Below are 19,880 nucleotides of genomic sequence, written 5' to 3'. Positions count from 1 at the left end.
TCTCCCAGCATTCGGACGAAGTGTCGGCCCGAAAGTCGCTGCAAAATGTGGTCTGCAATCACAGCCGCGCCGTTAGGCTCTGGCTCTGCGGCTGGCCGCTACGCTGCGGGACGAGAATAATCGTCCTGGCGTCCAGCCTGATCGCCTCGACTCGATCACCCGTCAGCAGACGGTTCAGCGCCTCCTCCACGGTCATCGACCCGGAAAGGCCCGCAACGCGCCGGTTCTTGAGGACGCCATTATCGTAAAGGATGTTGACGCCAGCCGAGCGGCCGATCTCGGTCAACATGGTCCGCAGCGATTGCGCCGGCAGGCTAAACGCCACTCGCGCCGAAGGGGCAGCTTTCGCTGCAACCTGAGTGAGCACGGTACCGGGAGCTTCGGGGAGCGTGGCAGCGGCGCCGGTTCCGCTTCCGGCCGGCCTACAGTTGCGCCGGTCCTCTGCGCATTCTTCTTCGCCGTATCCGGTCACACGAACTTCGATGATCGATGGTGCCTGGACCGCGGCGTTTTCTTGCGCCTGGGCCATCGCATCAGTGATCGCATCAATCGCGCGATTTGCCTGAGAAGCTACGTCACCGGTATCGAGCGAGGTCGGCGGAGCCGCCGGTGGCACCGGAAGCCCAGTGGCGATACCCGAAACATCGATATTGTCGGTGCCCAGGATCTGCACGGCGAAGACGCTGAAGTTGCCCGATACCCGGATCCCGGCATCGCCGGCATCGATGATCCCGTTCGGTGCGATCAGGTCGACATCGGCCGCCGGGGCCCCATCGGTGCTGGCCAGCGTTCCAATCCCCGCGCCGGTCGGAAGCCCCGCGGCTTCACGTCCCAGATCGAACCATTCATTGTACTCATAATTGAAATTGGCCGGGCTGATGGAAGTCTTGGCACCGGCGCCGGCGGCAATGTCCCCGTATGACGACCAGATCATGATGTTACCGCCCTTCGCCGTCAGAACGCGCGAACTGTTCACCAGCACATCGTCATGGGCGAAGACGTTGATTGCCCCGCCGTTCTGCGTGATCAAGCCGGCGCGTAGTGCGTCGCCCTGGTCGACAGGGGAACTGGGCTGTCCGGTCTGTTCATTGGTCGCCGCGACGTTGGCAAGATCAAGCCGGCCGCCTGGGATGACGAAGCTGATATCACCACCGCCCTGCGAAAGGACGCGGCTGGCATAGGTCTGAAAACTACCGTCCCAACGGCTCTCGCCTTCGGCCAGTGCCTCGTCTTCGCGCTTCTCGGCACCCGGGAACAGACGGGCGATCGCGTCATACCCGCGGAACGTGGTCTCGTACCGCGGACTATCCGCGTCGTTCGCGTCGCGGCCCGTGCTGCGCAGTTCCAGACCGAGCACGGTGCGATAGAAGGGCTTCTGGTCATCAATCGGCATTGCTTCCCACATGGCCCAGGCCTCATCGAGGAAAGCGAGCTGATCTTCCTGCGTTGCAAGCTCCTCCATGCCGTGCATCTGCCGGACATAGTTGACCAGACCTTGCTGCGCTTCAGGGAGGTAGAACGTCGGCTCGACATTCGCAGCCTCTTTCCCGCGCGGGAAGAAGCCGTCGAACGGCGTATCCTGTCCGGCGGGAAGCGCCAGCCAGTAATCCCAGGCATCGTAGAGATAGCGCGCCTGCTCGGCTTCGCTCTCAAGCGGTTCAAGCCCTTGCAAGCCGCGGATATAGTTGACGAAGCCGGCTTCGAGATCCTCGGATATCAGTTCGATATCGCCGTCCCGATCGGCCCGTCCATTGAGCCTGTCGAACAGATACATCGATAGCATCTTGCCGTTTCCGGCATCGATCAGGGCATAGTCCGGCGTCTCCGCCCCTTCGGGATTGAACAACCACTCGGCGAAGCCGGAATAATCCGCCTCCTGGTCCAGTCCGACCGTGATCGATATATCGGCCGCATCCGTTTCTGGCCGCCAGTATTCGGCCGGCGTGTTGCGGCCCATTTCGAGAAGGACGTCGTCGGTCGTGATACCGTGTTCATTGCTAGGTATCCAGAAATCGCCGCCTGCCTCGAAGTCGAGCCGTCCTTCGCCCGCCACCCTGACGAAGGAATTGGTCGTAAAATAGATTCCGCCGCCGGCATCGATGAGCGTCAAATCCGTAGGATTGTTGTGCTGGACCGTGATGCGAGGGAAGTACACATGCGACCCGGCCCGCATTTCGAGCTGCTTGGGCAGGTTGACCGTCTCGGTTGTCACGATCTCGCCCAGCCCAGCATAGATCCGCGCGGGCTCAAGATCGCCGGCATGAAGATCGGGCAGAACCTCGCGGCTGAACCAGATCGAGTATTCGTCGTTGTAGGTGCCGCTCATGCCCGCATGGCGCAGCACTGCTTCGGTCAGCTCGCCACCCATGCTGGTGAGCGGGTTTTCAGGCGTAGGCAACAGTTCGAGGAAGGCCTGGCTCATGTAGATGCCGGAACGCGAGCTTTGAAGATTGCGCTCGACGAAAATTGGGCTGTTGGAGTTCGGCGTGGTCAGCGTGGAAAAGTTGCCGATCTGGACATTGTCGCGCGCGATCAGCTCCAGGTTGCCCTGTTTCGCAGGAGCCATCAGCAGGCCGCCATACACGGCAATATCGCCTGCTGCGGCAGTGGCCTGAACTGTGCCGGGCCACAGGGTCATATCGAGTTCGGTCAAACGCAGCGCACTGAAAGTGCCACTGAAGTCGATGACTTCGTCATACTGCGTGTGCTGGATATGGTTGCCGAGATTGCGAGGTGTCCGGAGGTTTTGGGAATTGTTCCAGATCCGAATGTCACCGCCTGCCGAGAAAATCGAGACCGAGGCGTCCTCGGTGTAGCTCAGCATCACTGCCTCTCGGTTCTCGTACATGCCGTAGGCTAGCGGATCGAGAACCGCCTCCACATTCATGTCGCCGCCGCTCTGCAGGCTCAATTGTCCGCCCGAAGTGTAGAAGACCGGGTTGAGATCGAAATAAGTGGTGAACACACTCGGATCCGAGTGGATGTCGACACAGGTCGAACGACCGCAATCGTAGGATATCGCGTCCCGAATTCCCGAGTTGGTCTCGTTATAGATTCGGGCAACGGCGTCGGGAGATGCCAGGAACGCACCCCCCGCAGTAACCTCGCCGATGCCGTCGCCTGCATAGTATTGGCCGCCGCGAATGTTCCCGCCCGCACGCACGGTGAGGTTGCCGCCACCAGTCTGGTGGAACACCGTCTCCTCGCCTTCGGTGCGGCCACCGGCCACGCGCCCGGTCGTGGGGATGTTCACGCTAAGCTCGTTGATATTGCCGCCGGCTTCGACGGACACATTGCCTCCACCAAGCGCACCGACCCCTGCGCGATAGCGACCGAAGTCCACGACCCAGGTGAGTTGATTGTAAGGTCGATCGGAAGCGGTTGCGAACAGACCTTCCGGCGTGACGCTCCCCCATTTTCTCAACCAGCCCGAAGGCAATTGCGGGCTGGCGCCGCCGATGATGTCACCCGCCGCGGTGATATTGATGTCGCCGCCATTGGTGGGAGTGTAGCCGGTCAGCACCGGATCGAAATCGGCAACCGGATCGGCTTCTTCGCCAGCAGTGTAGAGGACCGAGGGCCATTCCTGCAGCACGAAGTTCCGGCCAGAAGCGACGTTGATCGCCCCGGTACCGGTGCGAACGATGTTGCCGGTGGCGTTATCCCATTGGAAATAGTCCGTCAGCGTCAGCGGATTCCCCGAGATACGGTTGACTTCGGTCATATCCTGGTTCGGCACGAAAATTCCGTAAGCCCCGCCGATATTGAACCAGGCCCAGGGCAGCGGCCGCGCAGCATAATTGTCGGCATCGGCATAGCCCGCTTCAGCATCGTACGGAATCGGTTCGCCGGTTATCGGGTCGAGATAGGTGCCCGCGCCTTCATCCCATTCGAGTTCGGTGAAGCTTTGGTAGTAATATCCGTCGCTCTCATCGCGCAGGAAACGGCCGGTGTTGGGGTCGCGCAGGAAAAGCCGGGTCCGTCCGTCTTCCGGGCGAATATAGTATTCAACGGTGTCCGGCGTGCCGCCGATGACGACCGATCCAGCGTCTGCCGCGAGCTGCCCGAGCGGGAGCACACCCAGTGAATTGGGGCTTTCGATGTTCGCGCCGCCGACGAGATTGAAGGTCCAGCTCGGTCCGCCAAGCAATGCTGCATCCGCATCGGTGCCGGCAAACCCGTCCGAGAGATTGCCGTTGATCAACAGGTCTCCCTCGGCACGCAGCGTCAGCACGCCTGCTACGTCATCCCAGCGCAAGCCCGAAAGGTCCCAGTCGGTAACCAGTTCCATGTCGCCGCTGTTGCGCAGCTCGATGCCCGGCGCCACTTCCACGCCGCCACCCAGCCGCGCGTTGATCGTATCGGCAAAGACCATGAACGCGTCGGCATCTGCACTGACCAGATCGATCACCGCCTGATCGATCGTCTCGACATCGTCATAGCTGCGATAGGCTTCGGCCACGACTTGCCGGGCGCCTGTAATCGTGCCGTCGATCGCGCCGATCGCAACGTCATCTCCGCCCACTTGCGGGGCGCGCAGCCGGACTGTGCGGCCACCCTCTCCTTCACCGCTGACGTCGATAAGTGCGCCAGACGCGATCTCGATCATTCCGCCGTTGCGTCCCCGCGTTTCGAGCAGGACGGTGCCGCCTGCGCCGTCTTCGGCCCCTGCGCGCGCAAGCAGCCTGGCAGTGCTCGCCAACCTTACGGTATCCGATGCTGAAAGCTGGATGCGACCGCCGCGCTCGCCCGGCGTCTCGATCGTACCCGAAACGTCGATCGAGCCGTCGTTGGCGACGACGGTGAATTGCTGGACGGAAACATTGCCATCAAGTGCGACATCGCCCTGATTGACCTGGAACGCGCGCGACTGACGGAAGCCACCATTGTCGAGAGCTGCGTTAAGGCCGGCGAAGTCGTCGAGCGTGCGCACCGTCATTGCGAGCGAGCCGGAGCGGAACCCTTCGGCTGCGTCGGCGCGGACAGTGCCGGCCAGTGCCACCACACCTTGTGCGGCGGAGAGCGTCAACGTGCCGGCATCGCCGCCCGCCTCGGTGCCCGAGAGGTCGATCGCTGCGCTTTCGGCGATGCGGACATCGCCGACGTCCGAAACGAGCGAAACATTGCCCGCGCCCACGCCAACGAGCTTGTCGAAGATTTCCAGCTGATCGCTCGTGACGTCGATCACCCCGCCGGAAAGCACGACGTCCCCTTCGCGTGCGCGCATCTGCACCGTGCCGCCGGTCAGGGCGAGCGTACCTTCATTGCTTACGCTCGCTCCCGTGAACCCCAGCGTCGCGCCGAACGTCACGAACTCGTCCAGTTCGGCACCATTGGCCGCGATACTGATGTTACCGCTCGCATCGAAGAACTGGCGTGATCCGCTCTCAGCGGTCACGGCGCCAGCCGAGATATCGAGCGCGCCCGGAACGTAGAGCGTGTTTTCATCGCCGCCGACGACATATTCGGCGACGTTCATTTCGACTTGATCGAATCCGATCAGCCACTTGTCATTGCCCGAGAGGTAAAGATTGTCGGCATCGAGGCGCAGACGCGCATCGCCTGTCGCAATATCGGACCGGCCAGCGTTGCTGTTCGCCAGAGTCAGCGTTTCCGCCGCGATCGAGACTGTCCCTCCACTCGGATCGACTGCCCGGATCGCACGCGCATCGAATGTGAGTGCCCCCGCGGCGTCGATCGCAACGTCGCCATAAAAGTCGATCTCGCTATAGCTCTTGAGGAGGATGTCCTCAGCCTGCGCCAGTGCGCCGAGCGAGTTCTCGCCGAACACCAGGCCGCCCACCCCATCGGGCACGGCACCAATGCTGACACGCGAAGCCGACGCGCTGACCTGCGGAGCGCGCACAGTTGCCGCCTCATCGATCAGCACATTGTCGGTAGCGTCCAGCGTCAGCGATGCGCTCGAAGCGATCGACGCGCCATCGTGGATCGCGATCACACCGCCCGTGCCGATCGCAGCCAAGCCTAGAGCCGCGCGATAGTCGTTGACGGCCGTCAGCTCGGCTTCGCTCAGTTCGGAATACGCCGATACCGCATCGGCATCACGCAAGATGTCGATCTGATCGTTCGAGGAAAGGCGCAACACGCTACCGAAGTCGAGCGCTTCGTGAACCACGACATCGTCGTTGCTCGTGCTCGTTCCCTTGGTGTCGACCAAACGGCCATGCGCGCTGACAACCCGCAGGTTACTTGCGTCTCCGCTTATCGTACCGGTCGTCTCGATCGCGCTGCCCGACATCAAGGCGATATCGCCTTGCGCAGCAAAGAGAAGCTCGGAACCGTCGAGCACCGAACCGGCATTGTCGATCACGACTTCGGTTGCCGTGACTGAAAGTTCCAGATTGACGTCGCCCTGCTCTCGCGTGCCTCCCAGCAGGAGACTTTCCGCCCCGAGCGACGAAAGCTGCTCGCTGTCGAGCAACAGATATCCGTCGTAAGCGCTGGTATCCGTATCGGCGCCGACGACGGCGATCCTGGGGGCAACAATGTCGGCCAGACCGCCGCGCCCACCTTCGGCTGCGGCGCTGTCGACGCTTGCATTGAGATACATGCTTTCCGTCGCCGCCAGTACGATGGAACCACCATCCAGTGGCGTGCGCGGCGCATCGGGCACTTCGCGGTTTTCGCGCAGTGCCTTCTCCAGAAACTCTTTCGATCCGAAGAACCCGCTCGCCGTTTGTATGTTGTATGTGGAGCGAGCGAACAGCGTCTCCCGCGGCATGACCAGGAAAGCGCTGGTGCGCTGATCACGATTGCTGATCTCGCCCTGATACATGTAGCCGGCCTGAAGCGACGAACCGTCGTTGAGCGGTCGCCCGGCACCGAGCTGCACATCGGTGTAGTCGCCACCATACTGATGATTGGCGGTTACGCGGAAGGCACCCGGAAGCAGTGCATATTCGGCCGGCATGAGCGTGTAATGGCCAGCTTCCAGTCCGCCGCCGCCGGACAGGTAGATTTTCTGTCCAACCAGCGGGCCGCCATCACCAAGCCCGACTGGCGCAACATCGCCCTGATAGTCGGGCACGATCGCATAGATGCCCGAATTGTCCGAGATCCAGTCGTAATCGTTGTCGAAATATCCCGACAGCCAGTCATGTGTGCCCCCGGTGCCGGGGGTGAATTCACTGGCGAGCAGATCGCCGCCGCCGTGGAGATCGACGAGCGCACCTTCCTGCAAATCCACCACCTGGCCTTCGATCGTTACCCGACGCTCAGGCAGAATGCGGAGTTCGGCTGCATCGAGCCCATCGTTTCCGAAATAGAGCGGATTGAGCCAGGTATCGCCATTGTTCAGGCGGCCATAGGGCACGATATTTCCATCCGATGCGACCGACGTGATGCTGCCATCGAGCAAGGTCACTGTCCCGGCGCCTTCGCTGCCGTCGTCGATAGCGCTCAGGATGATCGCGCCGAGCGGCGAGCGGACCGTTCCGCCCTGAACGATGCGCGGCGCTTCGAGAGTCAGCGTTGCCGCTGCTTCGTAAGGCGTATCGTTGATCGGCTGACCGGAATCCTGCGGCAGGATTTCCAGCGTTCCGCCGGCGCGCAGGGTGAAGTCGCGACCTGACGCGGCGTATAGCTGGTCTGCCTTGATGTTGAGATCGCCGCTGACCGACATGCTCGACGGCGCACGCTCCCCATCGATCAGTTGATCAAGAGGATATCCGCGGAGACGAACGTCCCCGTCGCTGAAGAGGTTGACTGCGTCGAAACCGAGGAAGGCGGCAGTCTCGATGTCGGTGATTGTGCCGCTATGTGTAGTGAACGTGGCCCCGGAACCATCCGTCGCGGCGTTGGTCAGCGCAAGCGCGGAAGTGAGAAGGTCCAGGCCGAGCGAGGAAGTAGGTTCGTTGAAGTTTACGACCTCAGCCGAGAGCGACACGTTCGCCCCTTCCAGCGCAGCGATGAGGGGTGCGGTGAACTTGAGCGACTGCAATGGTGTGGACGCACCGATCGTAACATCGCCGGCGAACATGAGAGGCGCGTTGGAACCGAGCGTAAGGGACGAGAATCCACCGTTCACAATCGCGTCGATCGGCAGTCGTGTTTCGCGGGGAGGCCCGTCGTAGGCTGGAAGCTCCACATAGCCGAGGTAGCCGATGAGATCTCCGAATCCGGCAGGGAAGCCTGCGGCTCCGTCGCCGCCGCCGACATACTCAAACGCCACATCCGGATCGCCGACGATCAGCGCCGGTGGCGATCCCAGGGAGCCAAGCGACTGCGAGGCAATAAAGCCTGAAAGTTCGTCAACGCTATCGAACGAAAGGCCGGGTTCGACCGCGATATCGAAAAAGCCAAAGTCGGTATAACGAAACAGGTAGGCGATTGTGCTGAGATCTACCCCAGTCAAATCTCTGAGCAGATTGAAGTTTTCGTCGTAAAATTCGTAAACGCCTCCGTTGGGAAACAGAAGATTCTGGGCAATATCGACGGTCGACGGGCCATCGCCTTCGGCTGCGCCAAAAGTCGCTTCGAATTGTAGGGAGAAGCTGCCGCCGCGCCCGCGCGTCCCACCGCCCTGCGCGAGGTAAGTCGCACCAGCAATATCGAGCTTCCCGGCGAGGAGCGCGATCGAACCGCCATCCGACCCGATCAGCGTCGGAACGCGCGTGAGACTGCTGCCGTCTTCGGGCAGGATGTCGAAGACCGCCTCCGCGCCGCGCACATCGAGCACGGCGCCTTCATCTATCGTCAGGCTGGCGGCGCTCAGGCTGATCTCGCCGCCGTCAAGAACATAACCATCGCGCCATTCGCTGCCGTCGCGGGAGGAAACGATGTCGGTCACCACCGCGACGCCACGCGCGCGCAGTTCCGCGTTGCTTCCGATGTGGATCGACCCGCCGGCATTGCTCCCGCCAAGGCCAATCGCACCGCCGTCAGCCTGAAGCAGACCGTGAATCTCAATGTCATGGGCGTTGATGGCGATCTGGCCGCCGGCTTCGGTGCGAACCGACGCGCCATCGGCAACGACGGCAATGCTGCCGCCGTTCAGCGTCACATCCATGCCACGGCGAACCGCCTTGGGTCGCATGCCGAGCGGCAGTTCGACAACTTCGAGCAGGTCCGAAAGATCGCTGCCAGTATCGGCGAGCTGCCATGGAGCGATGGAGCGATCGGGAGCGGGCGGGATCAACCGGTAGGTTGCAGCCCGGGCATCGACCGTCGTTCCCTCGGTCACCATCAGGCGATCGGATTGGACGTTGATCGCTGAAAATCCGCTGTTCCCAAACAGTTCCGGCGAAAGCAGCAAGTAATCCGGAAGCTCCGGCCCCGGTGCAGGATCGGCCCCGTCTTCGCCAGGGGCGAGCATCGGTGTGTCTTCGCCATCGGGATCGACCGGGAATTCACCGGCCTCCTCGCCAATGTAGACAGTGCCGCCCAGTTGGAGGGTCAGCTTGCCATTACCGCCCAGTCCGAATGCAACCGCATCATACAGCGCATCGCCCGCGAGCTCCTTCGCATCGAGACCCCCGATAAAAAGATCGCCGCCGGTCCCGCCCCGTATCGTTCCGTCACGGCGAGCCCAGGCTCCGCCTGACATGTTGAGCGTCACAGATGCCGGCAGAACCATGCTGCCCGCATCTGCACTGTCCGAACCCTGTCCCGCGAACAAAGTTACATCGCCGCCATTGATGCGGATCGCGTCTGCCAGCGGCCGAGGGCCGAATTCACCGCTCGCCCCCTCGTATTCATTGATCCAGCCGGCACTGGTGTCGATTACAGCCGCGTCACCGAAGACAAGATCCCGGCCGCTCAGCGCCACATCACCGCCGCCGGTTCGAATACTGCCGGCGAAGTCGATCTGTCCGTCGAGCATGGCGAGCGAGAGCGAGCCGCCATAGGAAAGGTCCAGGGCGACGTCTTCGCCGATCACCACGCCGTGGCGCGCCACGCCTTCGGGCAATTCGGATGAAGGCGGCTGCTGAGACCGGCCGGTAATGTCGAAGCTGCCCATGATCGAACGATTGAAGAAATCGTCCGAAGTCAGCAGCAGGTTGTCTCTCAGTACCTGATCCGATGGAACGCCGTCGCCCGCGGCGAACAGGCTTTCATCATACTCGACACCGAATGGTCGATGCGCAGCAACAAACTCGGCAACGAAAGCGTCCAGCGCCTCGCCCGTCAGCCCCTCTGCTTCACCAAATGTGCGAGCGTAATCCTCGCTCGGGTTTGCTGCGGCATAGTCTGCGATGAACGTATCGAGTTCATCGCCCTCCAGCCCCAGCGCCTCGCCTTCGAACCGCGCGTAAGCCTCTGCGAGATTGCCGCTCGTATAGCCTTCGACAAAGACCTCCAGTTCCTCGCCCTGAAGTCCGAGCTCCAGGCCTTTCTGGCGAGCAAAGGCAAAGTTGAGATTATTGCCGATACCGAAATCGGCACCCAAGACGTTCTCGTATCCGTCCACGCGGATATAGTTCGAGTTGTATTCGCTTTCGTCCTTGCCGCCCGTCCCTATGACGAACTGGCCCAGATCGGGCATGTTTTCACGCTGGTATTTGCCGATGGTGACATCACCCAGCACGGTGCCCTGCAACACGACATCGGGAGCTATGATCTCGATCAGACCGGCATTGCCGCCCTCGACATAGCTTTCCTCGTGACGCGTGACGGTAGGCGACACGAAGGGCACGATGTAGGTTTGCTGCTCGGCCCATTTGACGTCGTACTGAGTAAACTCGTTGGCGAGGCCCATATAGAGTTCGTCAGGATTGGCCTCGCGGATATCGATCAGGCGCCCGTCGAGCGTCCGCACCAGCGTGGTCGTCACCGTACCGGCTTCGTAGGTGATGCTGCCGCCGGAGATATCTATCAGCGAACCCGACATCATGATGAAGTCGTTATCGGTGTCGAGCGTAAACGTGCCGCCATTGATCAGAAACTGGTCGAGCGTCCCGGCGGAAAGATTGTCGAAACCTTCCCAGTTGATGAGATCGGTGCCGTAACGGCGGTCGACCGTCACTTCCTTGCGATAGAATACGCCGTCGCGTTGGACGGGAGAATCCGCGAGCTGTGCTGCGAAGATTTTGCCGCTCACCTGGTGGTATCCCATCCCCACCGTGGTTTCCCAGCCCGACAGATCGATCGTCGCACCCTGCCGCATGAGGAAGCGTGTGCCGGTCTCATTGTTGCTGCTGCCTTGTGGGCCGCGGTTCGATCCGTTGAACTTGTTTTCGTCGTCGAGCCAGACATTTACCGTCCCGCTGGGCAGGTAAATCATCGAATCGTCCTGCATGTCGACGCGGAAGGCATTGATCGTCAGCGTGCCGACGTTCTGGGCACCTTCGGTGAGCGGGATGGTATCGTCAGATTCAAGATCGGGCGTAATCTGGGTGAGGCTGTTTTTGCCAAATGTGACGACGCCGTTGTTGGGCAGCGGCCTGCCGAGCGTATCGTTGGTGACATCTTCGTCGAGCGCATAGCTGCGCGCATCGAGGCTGATCGTTCCGCGAAAATTCGCGGTCGACGTCATCTGAACCGCGCCAAATTGATCAATCCGCATGCCGCGGAAATCGATGTAGCCGCCGCGCTCCGCACTAACGATCCCGCTATTACGGACATAGATGTTCTGGCTGTCGATCCGGTCGAGTGCCTTGAGGATCAACAACTCGTCGGCGAGCGGCACGACTTGCGACCATTCGAAATTTCCGAAGCGGTAGCCCAACTCGTAGTCGTTGCCCGTAACCTCTTTCCAAAATGCGCGATTGGCCTCGTTCACTGTACGCAGGCCGCTGGCAAACTGGATGCTCCCGGCCTGATAGATATCCCAGTAACCGGCGAAGGCGCCAAAGCGCCCATCCTGTGTGGGATCGCGATCGAGCCAGATATTTTCTCCCGCCGCGAGAATGACCTGACCTTCGTCGGTCACAGAAACGATGCCGCGATTGTCGACCCGGGTACCGAGCAGGATCGCCTTGCCAAGCGCGCCGGTGGTGATCTGGCCGGTCGATTCGACGATCAGGCTGTAACGGCTCTCGTCATTCTCATCATAGACGTCCGCGCCGCCGCTCGACGCGGCATCCCCAATCACGCGGAAGTACTCATCCACGTCGATCTTGCCGGAAACGAAATCGGCATATCCGGGCGCCCAGCTATTGCTGAAAGTGGGGGAGCGCGAGCCGCTGTTGCAGCGGCTTACGCAAATTCTCTCATCGAGACCCGCCTCGAACTGCGCGTCGCTGATATCGAGCTGACTGAGGATCACCTGTTGGGCATCGATCGATCCGGCGATGGAAAGGCCGCCGGGTGCGACCAGATAGACATGACCGTCTGCTTCGATATTCCCGGCAAGGCGGGTCGTGCCTTCAAGAAGCGATCGGTTGAGCGCGAGCCAGTCGGATTGCTCCTGCTGGAACCGCAGAACCTCGCCCGCCTGGCTGGACATGTCGGACCAGTTGAGGATGGCGCGTTCGTCCTTCTGGACGATCGTCGTGACATTGCCATCGATCAGCACATCGGAGACGCCCTTGCCGGTGACGAGCTGGCGTACATCGATATTGGCGCCCTCACCGAACAGGACACCGTTATCGTTGAGGATGAAGACCCGGCCCTGCGCCCGGATCGTGCCGTCAATCTGGCTGGCCTGTTCGCCATGGACGCGGTTGACCGCGATCCAGTCCGCGGCCTGTTGCTGAAACTCCAGGATTTCCCCGGTCTTGAGGCTGAAGCGTTCCCAATCGAGCAGTGCGCGCTGCTTGGTCTGTTCGATGGTCATGAGCGGATTGCCGTCGGCATCGGTGCCGATGACCGGATTGTTCGCCCCTTCCCATCGCGAATAGCTTCCATCGGGCAATTGCACATTACCGCCGGTCAGCGCGATCATGTCGCCGAATACCACGTCCTGCGGCACATCCTGCGCCTTGGCCGGGGCGATGGCGAAACTGGCCATGGCCGCAAGGCTGGCACCGGTCATGAGGGCATTACGACCGGCGATGCGGGCTGCGCGAGGAAGGAAAGTGGGAAGCATCGGGTGTCTCCGGAACGGGTGGAGGTCTATTCGGCCTGGTTGTCGGTGGCGGTGTCGGCGTCGGCGGGCTGCTCGCCGCTGCGCGCCTCGGTCAGCTCTTCGCGCATGCGTTGTTCGACGCTCGGCGGCAGAGTGTCCCCAGTGAAGCGGGCCGCGCGCAGCGCGTCCTCATAGTCCTGGACCAGGTTCTCCAGCTCGACCCGGCCCTTCTGGACGAAGGGTTCGCGCGCGGAAACGACGTCGCCGAGACCCATGTCGGCATAGCGCTGCAGGATCTCGCTGCCAGTGCTGTAGAGTGCGCGGTTACGCTCCCGCCCCAGTTCGAGAAGCTCGTCCTTCAGAGCGATTTCGGTGCGCAGCCGCTCGACCTGATAACGGGCGTTCTCGGCGATCCGGCGCTGGCGCTCGAGCTCGGCCCTGAGCCGTTCGATTGCAGGTTCGGCCGCCTCCTCACCGGTTGCGAAATCCTGCGCGAGGGAAGGGTCGGCGACGGCCGCCTGCGTCTGAGGCGCCTGCGCGACCGCCGCCGTCTGCATGGCGGAAGTGCCAAACGCCAGCAGAATGCCAATGAAACTGAATGTGCGGAGCATCGTTTTCATGTCCCTCAGAAGGCTGCGTTGAGATCGATCATCAGGATGTCGGCCCCGTAGACGGGGACCAGCGCAGCGCGGTCGATCGCGTCTGCGGACAGCCAGCGGGCACCCAGCCAGGTGTTCCGGTAAACGCCGAAACCGCCTTCGAGGACGTAGCCCTCAAGATCCGTGCCGCCGGCACCGAAATCGCTGTCGGTGAAGATGTCGAGCACCGAGTCCGTCTCGAGGCGCTTGTAGGCGGCGCCGAGGAACCAGTCGCCGAAGCCGGACATTGCTGGAGAGCCGAGATCGAGGCGGACCTGCCATGCGGTATCGCCCGGATTGGCCGAACTGGATTCGAGCGCCGCAATCGCGTCAGCGTCGAACGCCAGGTTGCGGGCGTAGTCCCCGGTCAGGCGGATTTCGACGTCATCGAACATCCGATAGCCGAGCGAGGCCGTGGCATTGAGCACGTCGAAATCGGACGACAGGCCGATCAGTTGCGTGGTCGCATCGTTGCGGATGTTGAACTTCGAATTGCCGATGCCGAGGACAGGCAGCGCGGTGTAGTCGGTCAGGCGCGAATCCTGAGAGTTCTTGACCCCTTCGAGGTTGCGATAATCGTAGTATGCGACAGCGGCCTTGAACGTGAGATCGCCGGCCTTCACCTCGCCGCCAGCCTGGACGCCCCACATCCAGCGTTCGAGATCGACAGCATTGGTCTGGTAGGATTCCAGCGGGAAAGCCCCGGCAACAGCGAACAGCCCCGCCTTGCCGGTAACCGGCACGCGCACGGTGGCAGCCACGCCCTCGGGATTGATATCCTCGTCCCAGACCAGATCGGTCGAGAAGAAGGGGTTGGGCATCCGCCCGCCGGTGAGGGTCAATTGATCGATCGGTCGTACCGACAGGTAGGCCCGATCGATCCACAGCCCGTCCTTCTGGAAGTATTCGCCGAGCAGCGCGTTGGTGGAGATCGGACTACGGTCGCGACCTGCGCCGAGCCGCAGGCCCACTTCGACCGCTTCGGCGACCCGGGCCTTTACACCCAGACGCGCGCGGTAGAGCGAGCGACCGAAATCGTTGGTCGTGTTGAGCGTCGGCACACCCTCGGCAGCCACGACGCCGCCGGCGTCGTTGATGAACTGCAGATCGGGAAAGCCGAAGAAATTGTCTTCGTTGAAATAGGTCTGTTCGCGCCGCAGGCGAATGTCGCCGGACAGCTCGATGCCGTCGATCCATTTCGGAATGGGATCGGCGGTGATCCAGCGCTCTTCCTGCGCCTTGGCGATAACTTCTGCCTTTACTTCATCGCGGATCTGCTCGCGCACGATTTCGGGCACGTAAGGCACCTCGATCGCGGTGGCCTGGGCCACTTCGCGCGCTTTCTTCTCCTCCACCCGCGCTCTCGCGCGGTCGAGCAGGCCCTGCGCCTTTTCGGCGGACAGAAGCCCCTCGTCGACCATCAACTGGAGGAGTTCGACCGAGAACTCCGGATCGCCCGATTGCGCCGAGGCCGGGGCCGCGGCCGCCAGGACCAGCCCGGCGCCGCAAGACATCAGAATGCCTCGAAGTGAGATTTTCATAGAATGGATTCCCTGAATCTAGGGCCCTGTCGGGCCTCAACTGCGTTTCATGTCGATGATGGCGAAAGTCTGGGGCGGTCTGTCCTGGGGACGTCCGACGCTGAGCCTTGGCATATTTTGGAGGACGTCCTGGACGGCTTTGTCGAGGTCTGGGTTTCCGGTTGAGGATCGCAGGGTTGCTCTGGAGAAGCGGCCGTCGGCTGTGATTGTGACCTCGACCCGGAGCGAGCCTCTGGCAGCGCGGGTGCGCGGGTCGCGTTGCAGCGCGCGGCGGATATGGCTTTCGACATAGCCGCCCCAGTCGCCGCCTCCTCCGCCGCCGCCGGAGCCGCGTCCGAACAGTCCGCCGCCACCGCCCGCCGCGAGGCGGAAGTTGTCGGAGCCTGCATCCGCGGGCCGGTCGAGCCCGGCCAGCTGATTGGCATCGCTCGGCTCGCTCGGGCTATCCTGCGGCTGGTCGACCGGTTCCTCGTTCGGCGTCTCGCTGGGCGGCTCCTCGCTCGGCTCCAGAATATCCTCTTCTTCCTCCATGATCGGATCTTCCATCTCCGGCTCCGGCGGTGGCGGAGGCTGGAGCATCTCGATCTCGGTCACGAACCGCTCGGTCTGCGGCGGCCCGCCATCGCGCGGCCACAACAGCCAGGCGAACAGTCCCGCGAGTGCGAGCAGTATGCCGCCGATCAGCAGATACGACCTTGCGGACATGCGCTGATCGTCGCCGCCTGTCGGCTCGTGACGCTGCGAACCGGCACCGGGCTTCATGACGGCCGCACCCGTTCGCTGACGAGGCCGAGCTGGTCGATGCCCACGCGGTTGCACACGTCGAGCACTTCCATGATCCGGCCATACTGGGTGACCCGGTCGCCCTTCACGACCACCGGGAACTCCTCGGTCGTCGCCTTGAAGGTGCGCAGCTGCGTCTCAAGCTCGTCGATCGTCACCGCGAAAGTATCGAGGTAGATCTGCCCGCTCTCGTCGATCGTGATCGCCTTGGTCGTCGGCTTGGCCAGGCTCACCGACGAACTGGCCTTGGGCACGTTGACCTTGATCCCCTGCACCGCTGCCGTGGTCAGCAGGATGAAGATGATCAGCAGCACCAGGGTGAGATCGACCATCGGTGTGACGTTGATCTCGTCGTAAGGCTTGCGCTTTTTCTGAACCTGCATTGCTCGTCTCCCCGTTCGACCCTGCGCTCAGCCCGCCGCCTGTGCGGCAGCGGATGGGCGGTAAGTCTCGGCGAGACGCTTCTCGAGCTCGTCGACGAAAACCTGATTGTCGATCTCGACCTTCTCGACGCGGCTCAGCAGCCAGTTGTATCCGAACAGCGCCGGGATCGCGACGGCAAGGCCCGCCACCGTCGCCAGCAGAGCCGCGGCAATGCCCGGCGCGATCGCGTTGATGTTGACCTCGCCCGCCGCGGCAACCCCGGCAAAGGTGATCATCACCCCGATCACCGTGCCTAGCAGCCCCAGGAACGGACCGCCCGAGATCGCGATCGTCAGCAGCACCATGCGCGCATTGAGCTTCTGCCCTTCGCGCGCCATCTGCGCATCCATCGCCGCCCGGATCGCCGCCACCGACTGCGGGGCCAGTGCGAACTGGTCGCGTGCCGACCGGCGCCCTTCATCCAGGCGCTGGCGCGTCTCCTCGCGCCCGACGGAGAACAGCTGCCCCAGGGTCGAGGCCGGTGCCCATTGCAGGCGATCCGATCCGACCAGGCCATCGTGCAGCCCGGCTTCCCCCGAAGCATTGCGGAACGCTTCGCGGAACGCGGCATTGGCCCGCTCCACTCGCGACAGAAGGCCCGCCTTGCTCACCATCACCGCAATCGCAATGGCCAGCATCACAAGCAGGATCACGATCACGATCCAGGCATCGACCGTCAGCGCACCGAACAGCACCGACAGGTAGTTGTGACCACCCGCCGCATCGCCCGCTTCCTGCGCTTCCCCGCTGGTCTGAACCACTGTGGCATCGCGCCCCTGCGAAGCCGCCGCAAAGGCAACAAAGTCCGCCGAACGTGCCGTGTTGGCCTGCCACAGCTCGTCAAGATCACCGGCAAACGAGGGAAGCTGCCCGTTTGCGCCGACCAGCGCCATGCCGCCGAGCGCCGGAAGATCGGCCGCAACCTGTGCTGCCTGCTGTCCGCCGACATATAGCGTGACCACGCCGTCCCCGGCACTGACCGCCAGATGCGCCCATTCGCCCGGCGCCAGCGTCGCATCGGCCGCCGCCTCGCGCACAGCGCCCGAACCATCGATCACCTGAACGTAAGGGGCATTGCCGCGCAGGCCGATCGACAGCCGCTCCGCACCCGCAGGCCCCTGCGCGCCATACTTGGTGAAGATCGCCGCTTCGCCCACCTGCTGTTCTGCAGGACGGACCCATGCCGACACGCTGGCCTCGCCCCCGGCGGCAATGGTCAGCGACTGGCTCGGCGCAATCTGCATCCGGCTGCTGCCGGTCAGACGGGCGCCGCCCGCCACGAGACCTTCGGGCACCAGTTCGCCCACGAAGTCGGCAATCGCATTGTTGTTCGCGGTCGCATCGCGCGGGGCCGAACCCTCGGCAAAATGAACCACCAGCGACTGCTCGCCATCGTAAGTGTCCGCCGGCGTCCCTACAGCCGGAGCATCCGCATTGCCGTAATAGACATAGATCTGCTGCTGCGCGGCGCCCACCGAAGGCAGCTCGACCCAGGCCAAAGCCACTTCCGCCTGCCGGTTGAAACTCTCCAGATGCGCGTCGAGCGGCGTCCCGTCCGCCGTGACGAAGCGAAGATCCGACCCGTCAGCCGCAACCTGCGAAAAATCGAAATTGCCCGCGTGAAGCCGAACCAGAACAGGCGCATTGCCAACAGCACCGCCAACAACATCACCAGCAGAAACCGAAATCGACCGACGCTCACCCCAGTCAGAATCCCACCATTCCTGCGCCGCCGCGGTGCCGGGCACCAGTGCGGCCAGGGCGGCCATGGATATCAGCAGTTTTTTCATATTCGTCCGCTCCGAAAGATCTGGGAAAAGATTAGAAATCGAGCCACAGCCGGAACTGGCCGCGAAGATCGCCGAAATCCGTGTCGACGGACTCCTCGTTCCGCAGCGGCGCAGCCAGCAGCAGCATCAGGTTGACATTGTCGAAGAAGCGCGCGCGCAGGCCCCCGCCCGCACTCAGCAGGCGTGTCCCGTCATCGACCACGCCGTTAACGGGCAATGGCTTGCGAATGCCGGTGATGCCCATGTCGGTGAAGGCGAAGAAGCGCAGTTCATTGAGGGCGCCGCCCGAAATCGCCGGGCTGCGCAGTTCGATCTGCTGCGAAAAGCCCAGATCGCCCAGATCCTGGCTTTCGAGATAGCCGCGCACGCTGTCGAGCCCGCCGATTGCAAAACCTTCGTTGCTGATCAGCGGCTCGCCCGAAAGCTGCCCCGCCATCGCAATCGACAGCTGCAGATCGGCCGGCAGGCGGTACAGTATGTCCAGGCTGGAACGCAGGTAGATCCAGTTTGCGCTGGCCCGCGAACGCTTTGCGCGAAACTCCGCATTGGTCGCAGCCAGCCCGCGCAGACCCATGTTCAGCGAAAGGTTGAAATTGGCGTCGAGCTTCCTGCCCCGGTGGTTCAGCCCATAGGCAAGACTGAGCGGAATATAGTCGATCGGCGTCGAGGCCGTATCACCGCCCAAAACCAGATCTTCGCCGAAGCTCTTGTAGTCGATACCCGCGGTCAGGCTCTGGTAAACGCTATCGCCGGGGATCGAATAGATCGCCCGCAGGCCGGCGATATCGCCCGATCCCAGGACGTTGATCCCACCGACGGCGCCGATGTCGCTGTCGTTGTGAACACCGTAGGCGACCAGCGTCAGCGGCGTGCCGGCGATCGGCGCAACATAGGAACCCGAGACAAGCCAGCTCTGATCCGGATCTTCCGGCGTGAACTGGCCCTGCAAACTGATCGAATGATCGGCCTGCCACAGATTGCCGTACGTCACGGAGGCCGAGGCGCGCAGCCGCTCGGTCCGCGAGGAGTAGCGATCGTTGAGTTCGGCCGTCCAGTGGAAAGGCGCACTCTCGGTCACTTCAAGATCGACATCGACCGTGTCCGGCGTCTCGCCGGCGCGCAGGACCGGCGCAATCACCCGGTCGCGCGAGGTGTTCAGCGCGGCCAGATCCCCGCTTACCGCGTTGTAGTTGGGGACCGTCCCCTCCGCCAGCGAAGGCGCTTTCTCCCTGATCTCCTCCGGCGAAGTCCATTCCGCGCCAGTCACACGCAAACGCCCGACCCGCAGCTCGGTCACCTCGAAGCGAACGACGCCGTTCCGCACGTCCTGCTGGGGCACGCGGACCGCGACAGTCTCATACCCCCGATCGCGATAAACCTTCTCGAGCGCGGCCCGGGCCTGCTCGACATCTTCGACGGGCCGGTCCGGTCCCAAAAACGGGTAAATCGCACGCTCCACCTCGATCTGCGGCAGAACCGTGTTCCCCTCCACCCGATATCGCAGAATATCGACGCGACGATCTTCCACGGCCTGCGCAGACTGCGCAAACGCCGCACCCGAACACGTCATGCAAAGAGTTGCGACCGCAAAAGCAGTGCGCTCCAGCATCACCATTTCTGAAATACCCCACTGATCCCTACGGATCGTATTTCCGACCCGCCTCCGTGATCAGCGATCTATTTTTAGATTCTTACAATAAGAAGACTCTAGAAAATAATTTTCTTGCAGTAATTTATA

The 19,880-nt window shown here is 62.4% G+C and carries 7 protein-coding genes; all 7 read right to left on the bottom strand.

What is annotated here, in order from left to right; all coding sequences use genetic code 11:
* Positions 1-58 precede the first annotated feature (58 nt).
* The 7 genes from AM2010_RS01420 to AM2010_RS01390 are packed head-to-tail and all read right to left on the bottom strand — an operon-like array spanning position 59 to position 19,670.
* Positions 59-12,988, bottom strand: a complete 12,930-nt coding sequence (locus AM2010_RS01420; RefSeq protein ID WP_082132761.1) for a filamentous haemagglutinin family protein — start codon at positions 12,986-12,988, stop codon at positions 59-61.
* Between the two features lie 26 nt (positions 12,989-13,014).
* Positions 13,015-13,587, bottom strand: coding sequence for a hypothetical protein (locus AM2010_RS13630; protein ID WP_053043844.1), 573 nt, complete (start codon positions 13,585-13,587; stop codon positions 13,015-13,017).
* 5 nt (positions 13,588-13,592) lie between these two features.
* On the bottom strand, positions 13,593-15,146 hold the full coding sequence (locus AM2010_RS01410; RefSeq protein WP_082132760.1) for a putative porin: 1,554 nt from the start codon (positions 15,144-15,146) through the stop codon (positions 13,593-13,595).
* 36 nt (positions 15,147-15,182) lie between these two features.
* On the bottom strand, positions 15,183-15,908 hold the full coding sequence (locus tag AM2010_RS13625; protein ID WP_053043840.1) for an energy transducer TonB family protein: 726 nt from the start codon (positions 15,906-15,908) through the stop codon (positions 15,183-15,185).
* Complete coding sequence (locus AM2010_RS01400; RefSeq protein ID WP_047805556.1) at positions 15,905-16,312, bottom strand: ExbD/TolR family protein; 408 nt, start codon at positions 16,310-16,312, stop codon at positions 15,905-15,907. The genes AM2010_RS13625 and AM2010_RS01400 overlap by 4 nt, the downstream gene beginning before the upstream one ends.
* 27 nt (positions 16,313-16,339) lie before the next feature.
* The gene (locus tag AM2010_RS01395) at positions 16,340-18,142 is read right to left on the bottom strand and encodes a DUF2341 domain-containing protein (RefSeq protein WP_047805555.1); all 1,803 of its coding nucleotides are present in this window, start codon (positions 18,140-18,142) and stop codon (positions 16,340-16,342) included.
* A gap of 31 nt (positions 18,143-18,173) precedes the next feature.
* Positions 18,174-19,670, bottom strand: a complete 1,497-nt coding sequence (locus AM2010_RS01390; protein ID WP_169747776.1) for a ShlB/FhaC/HecB family hemolysin secretion/activation protein — start codon at positions 19,668-19,670, stop codon at positions 18,174-18,176.
* Positions 19,671-19,880 lie beyond the last annotated feature (210 nt).

The organism is Pelagerythrobacter marensis, assembly GCF_001028625.1.
GTDB classification, from domain to species: Bacteria; Pseudomonadota; Alphaproteobacteria; order Sphingomonadales; family Sphingomonadaceae; genus Pelagerythrobacter; species Pelagerythrobacter marensis.
This window is presented reverse-complemented; position numbering and strand designations above follow the sequence as displayed.

What these genes read in the sequence shown, in the direction of transcription:
- AM2010_RS01420 (WP_082132761.1), bottom strand. Translation starts at nt 12,988, where the DNA reads ATGCTTCCCACTTTCCTTCCTCGCGCAGCCCGCATCGCCGGTCGTAAT.
- AM2010_RS13630 (WP_053043844.1), bottom strand. Translation starts at nt 13,587, where the DNA reads ATGAAAACGATGCTCCGCACATTCAGTTTCATTGGCATTCTGCTGGCG.
- AM2010_RS01410 (WP_082132760.1), bottom strand. Translation starts at nt 15,146, where the DNA reads ATGAAAATCTCACTTCGAGGCATTCTGATGTCTTGCGGCGCCGGGCTG.
- AM2010_RS13625 (WP_053043840.1), bottom strand. Translation starts at nt 15,908, where the DNA reads ATGAAGCCCGGTGCCGGTTCGCAGCGTCACGAGCCGACAGGCGGCGAC.
- AM2010_RS01400 (WP_047805556.1), bottom strand. Translation starts at nt 16,312, where the DNA reads ATGCAGGTTCAGAAAAAGCGCAAGCCTTACGACGAGATCAACGTCACA.
- AM2010_RS01395 (WP_047805555.1), bottom strand. Translation starts at nt 18,142, where the DNA reads ATGAAAAAACTGCTGATATCCATGGCCGCCCTGGCCGCACTGGTGCCC.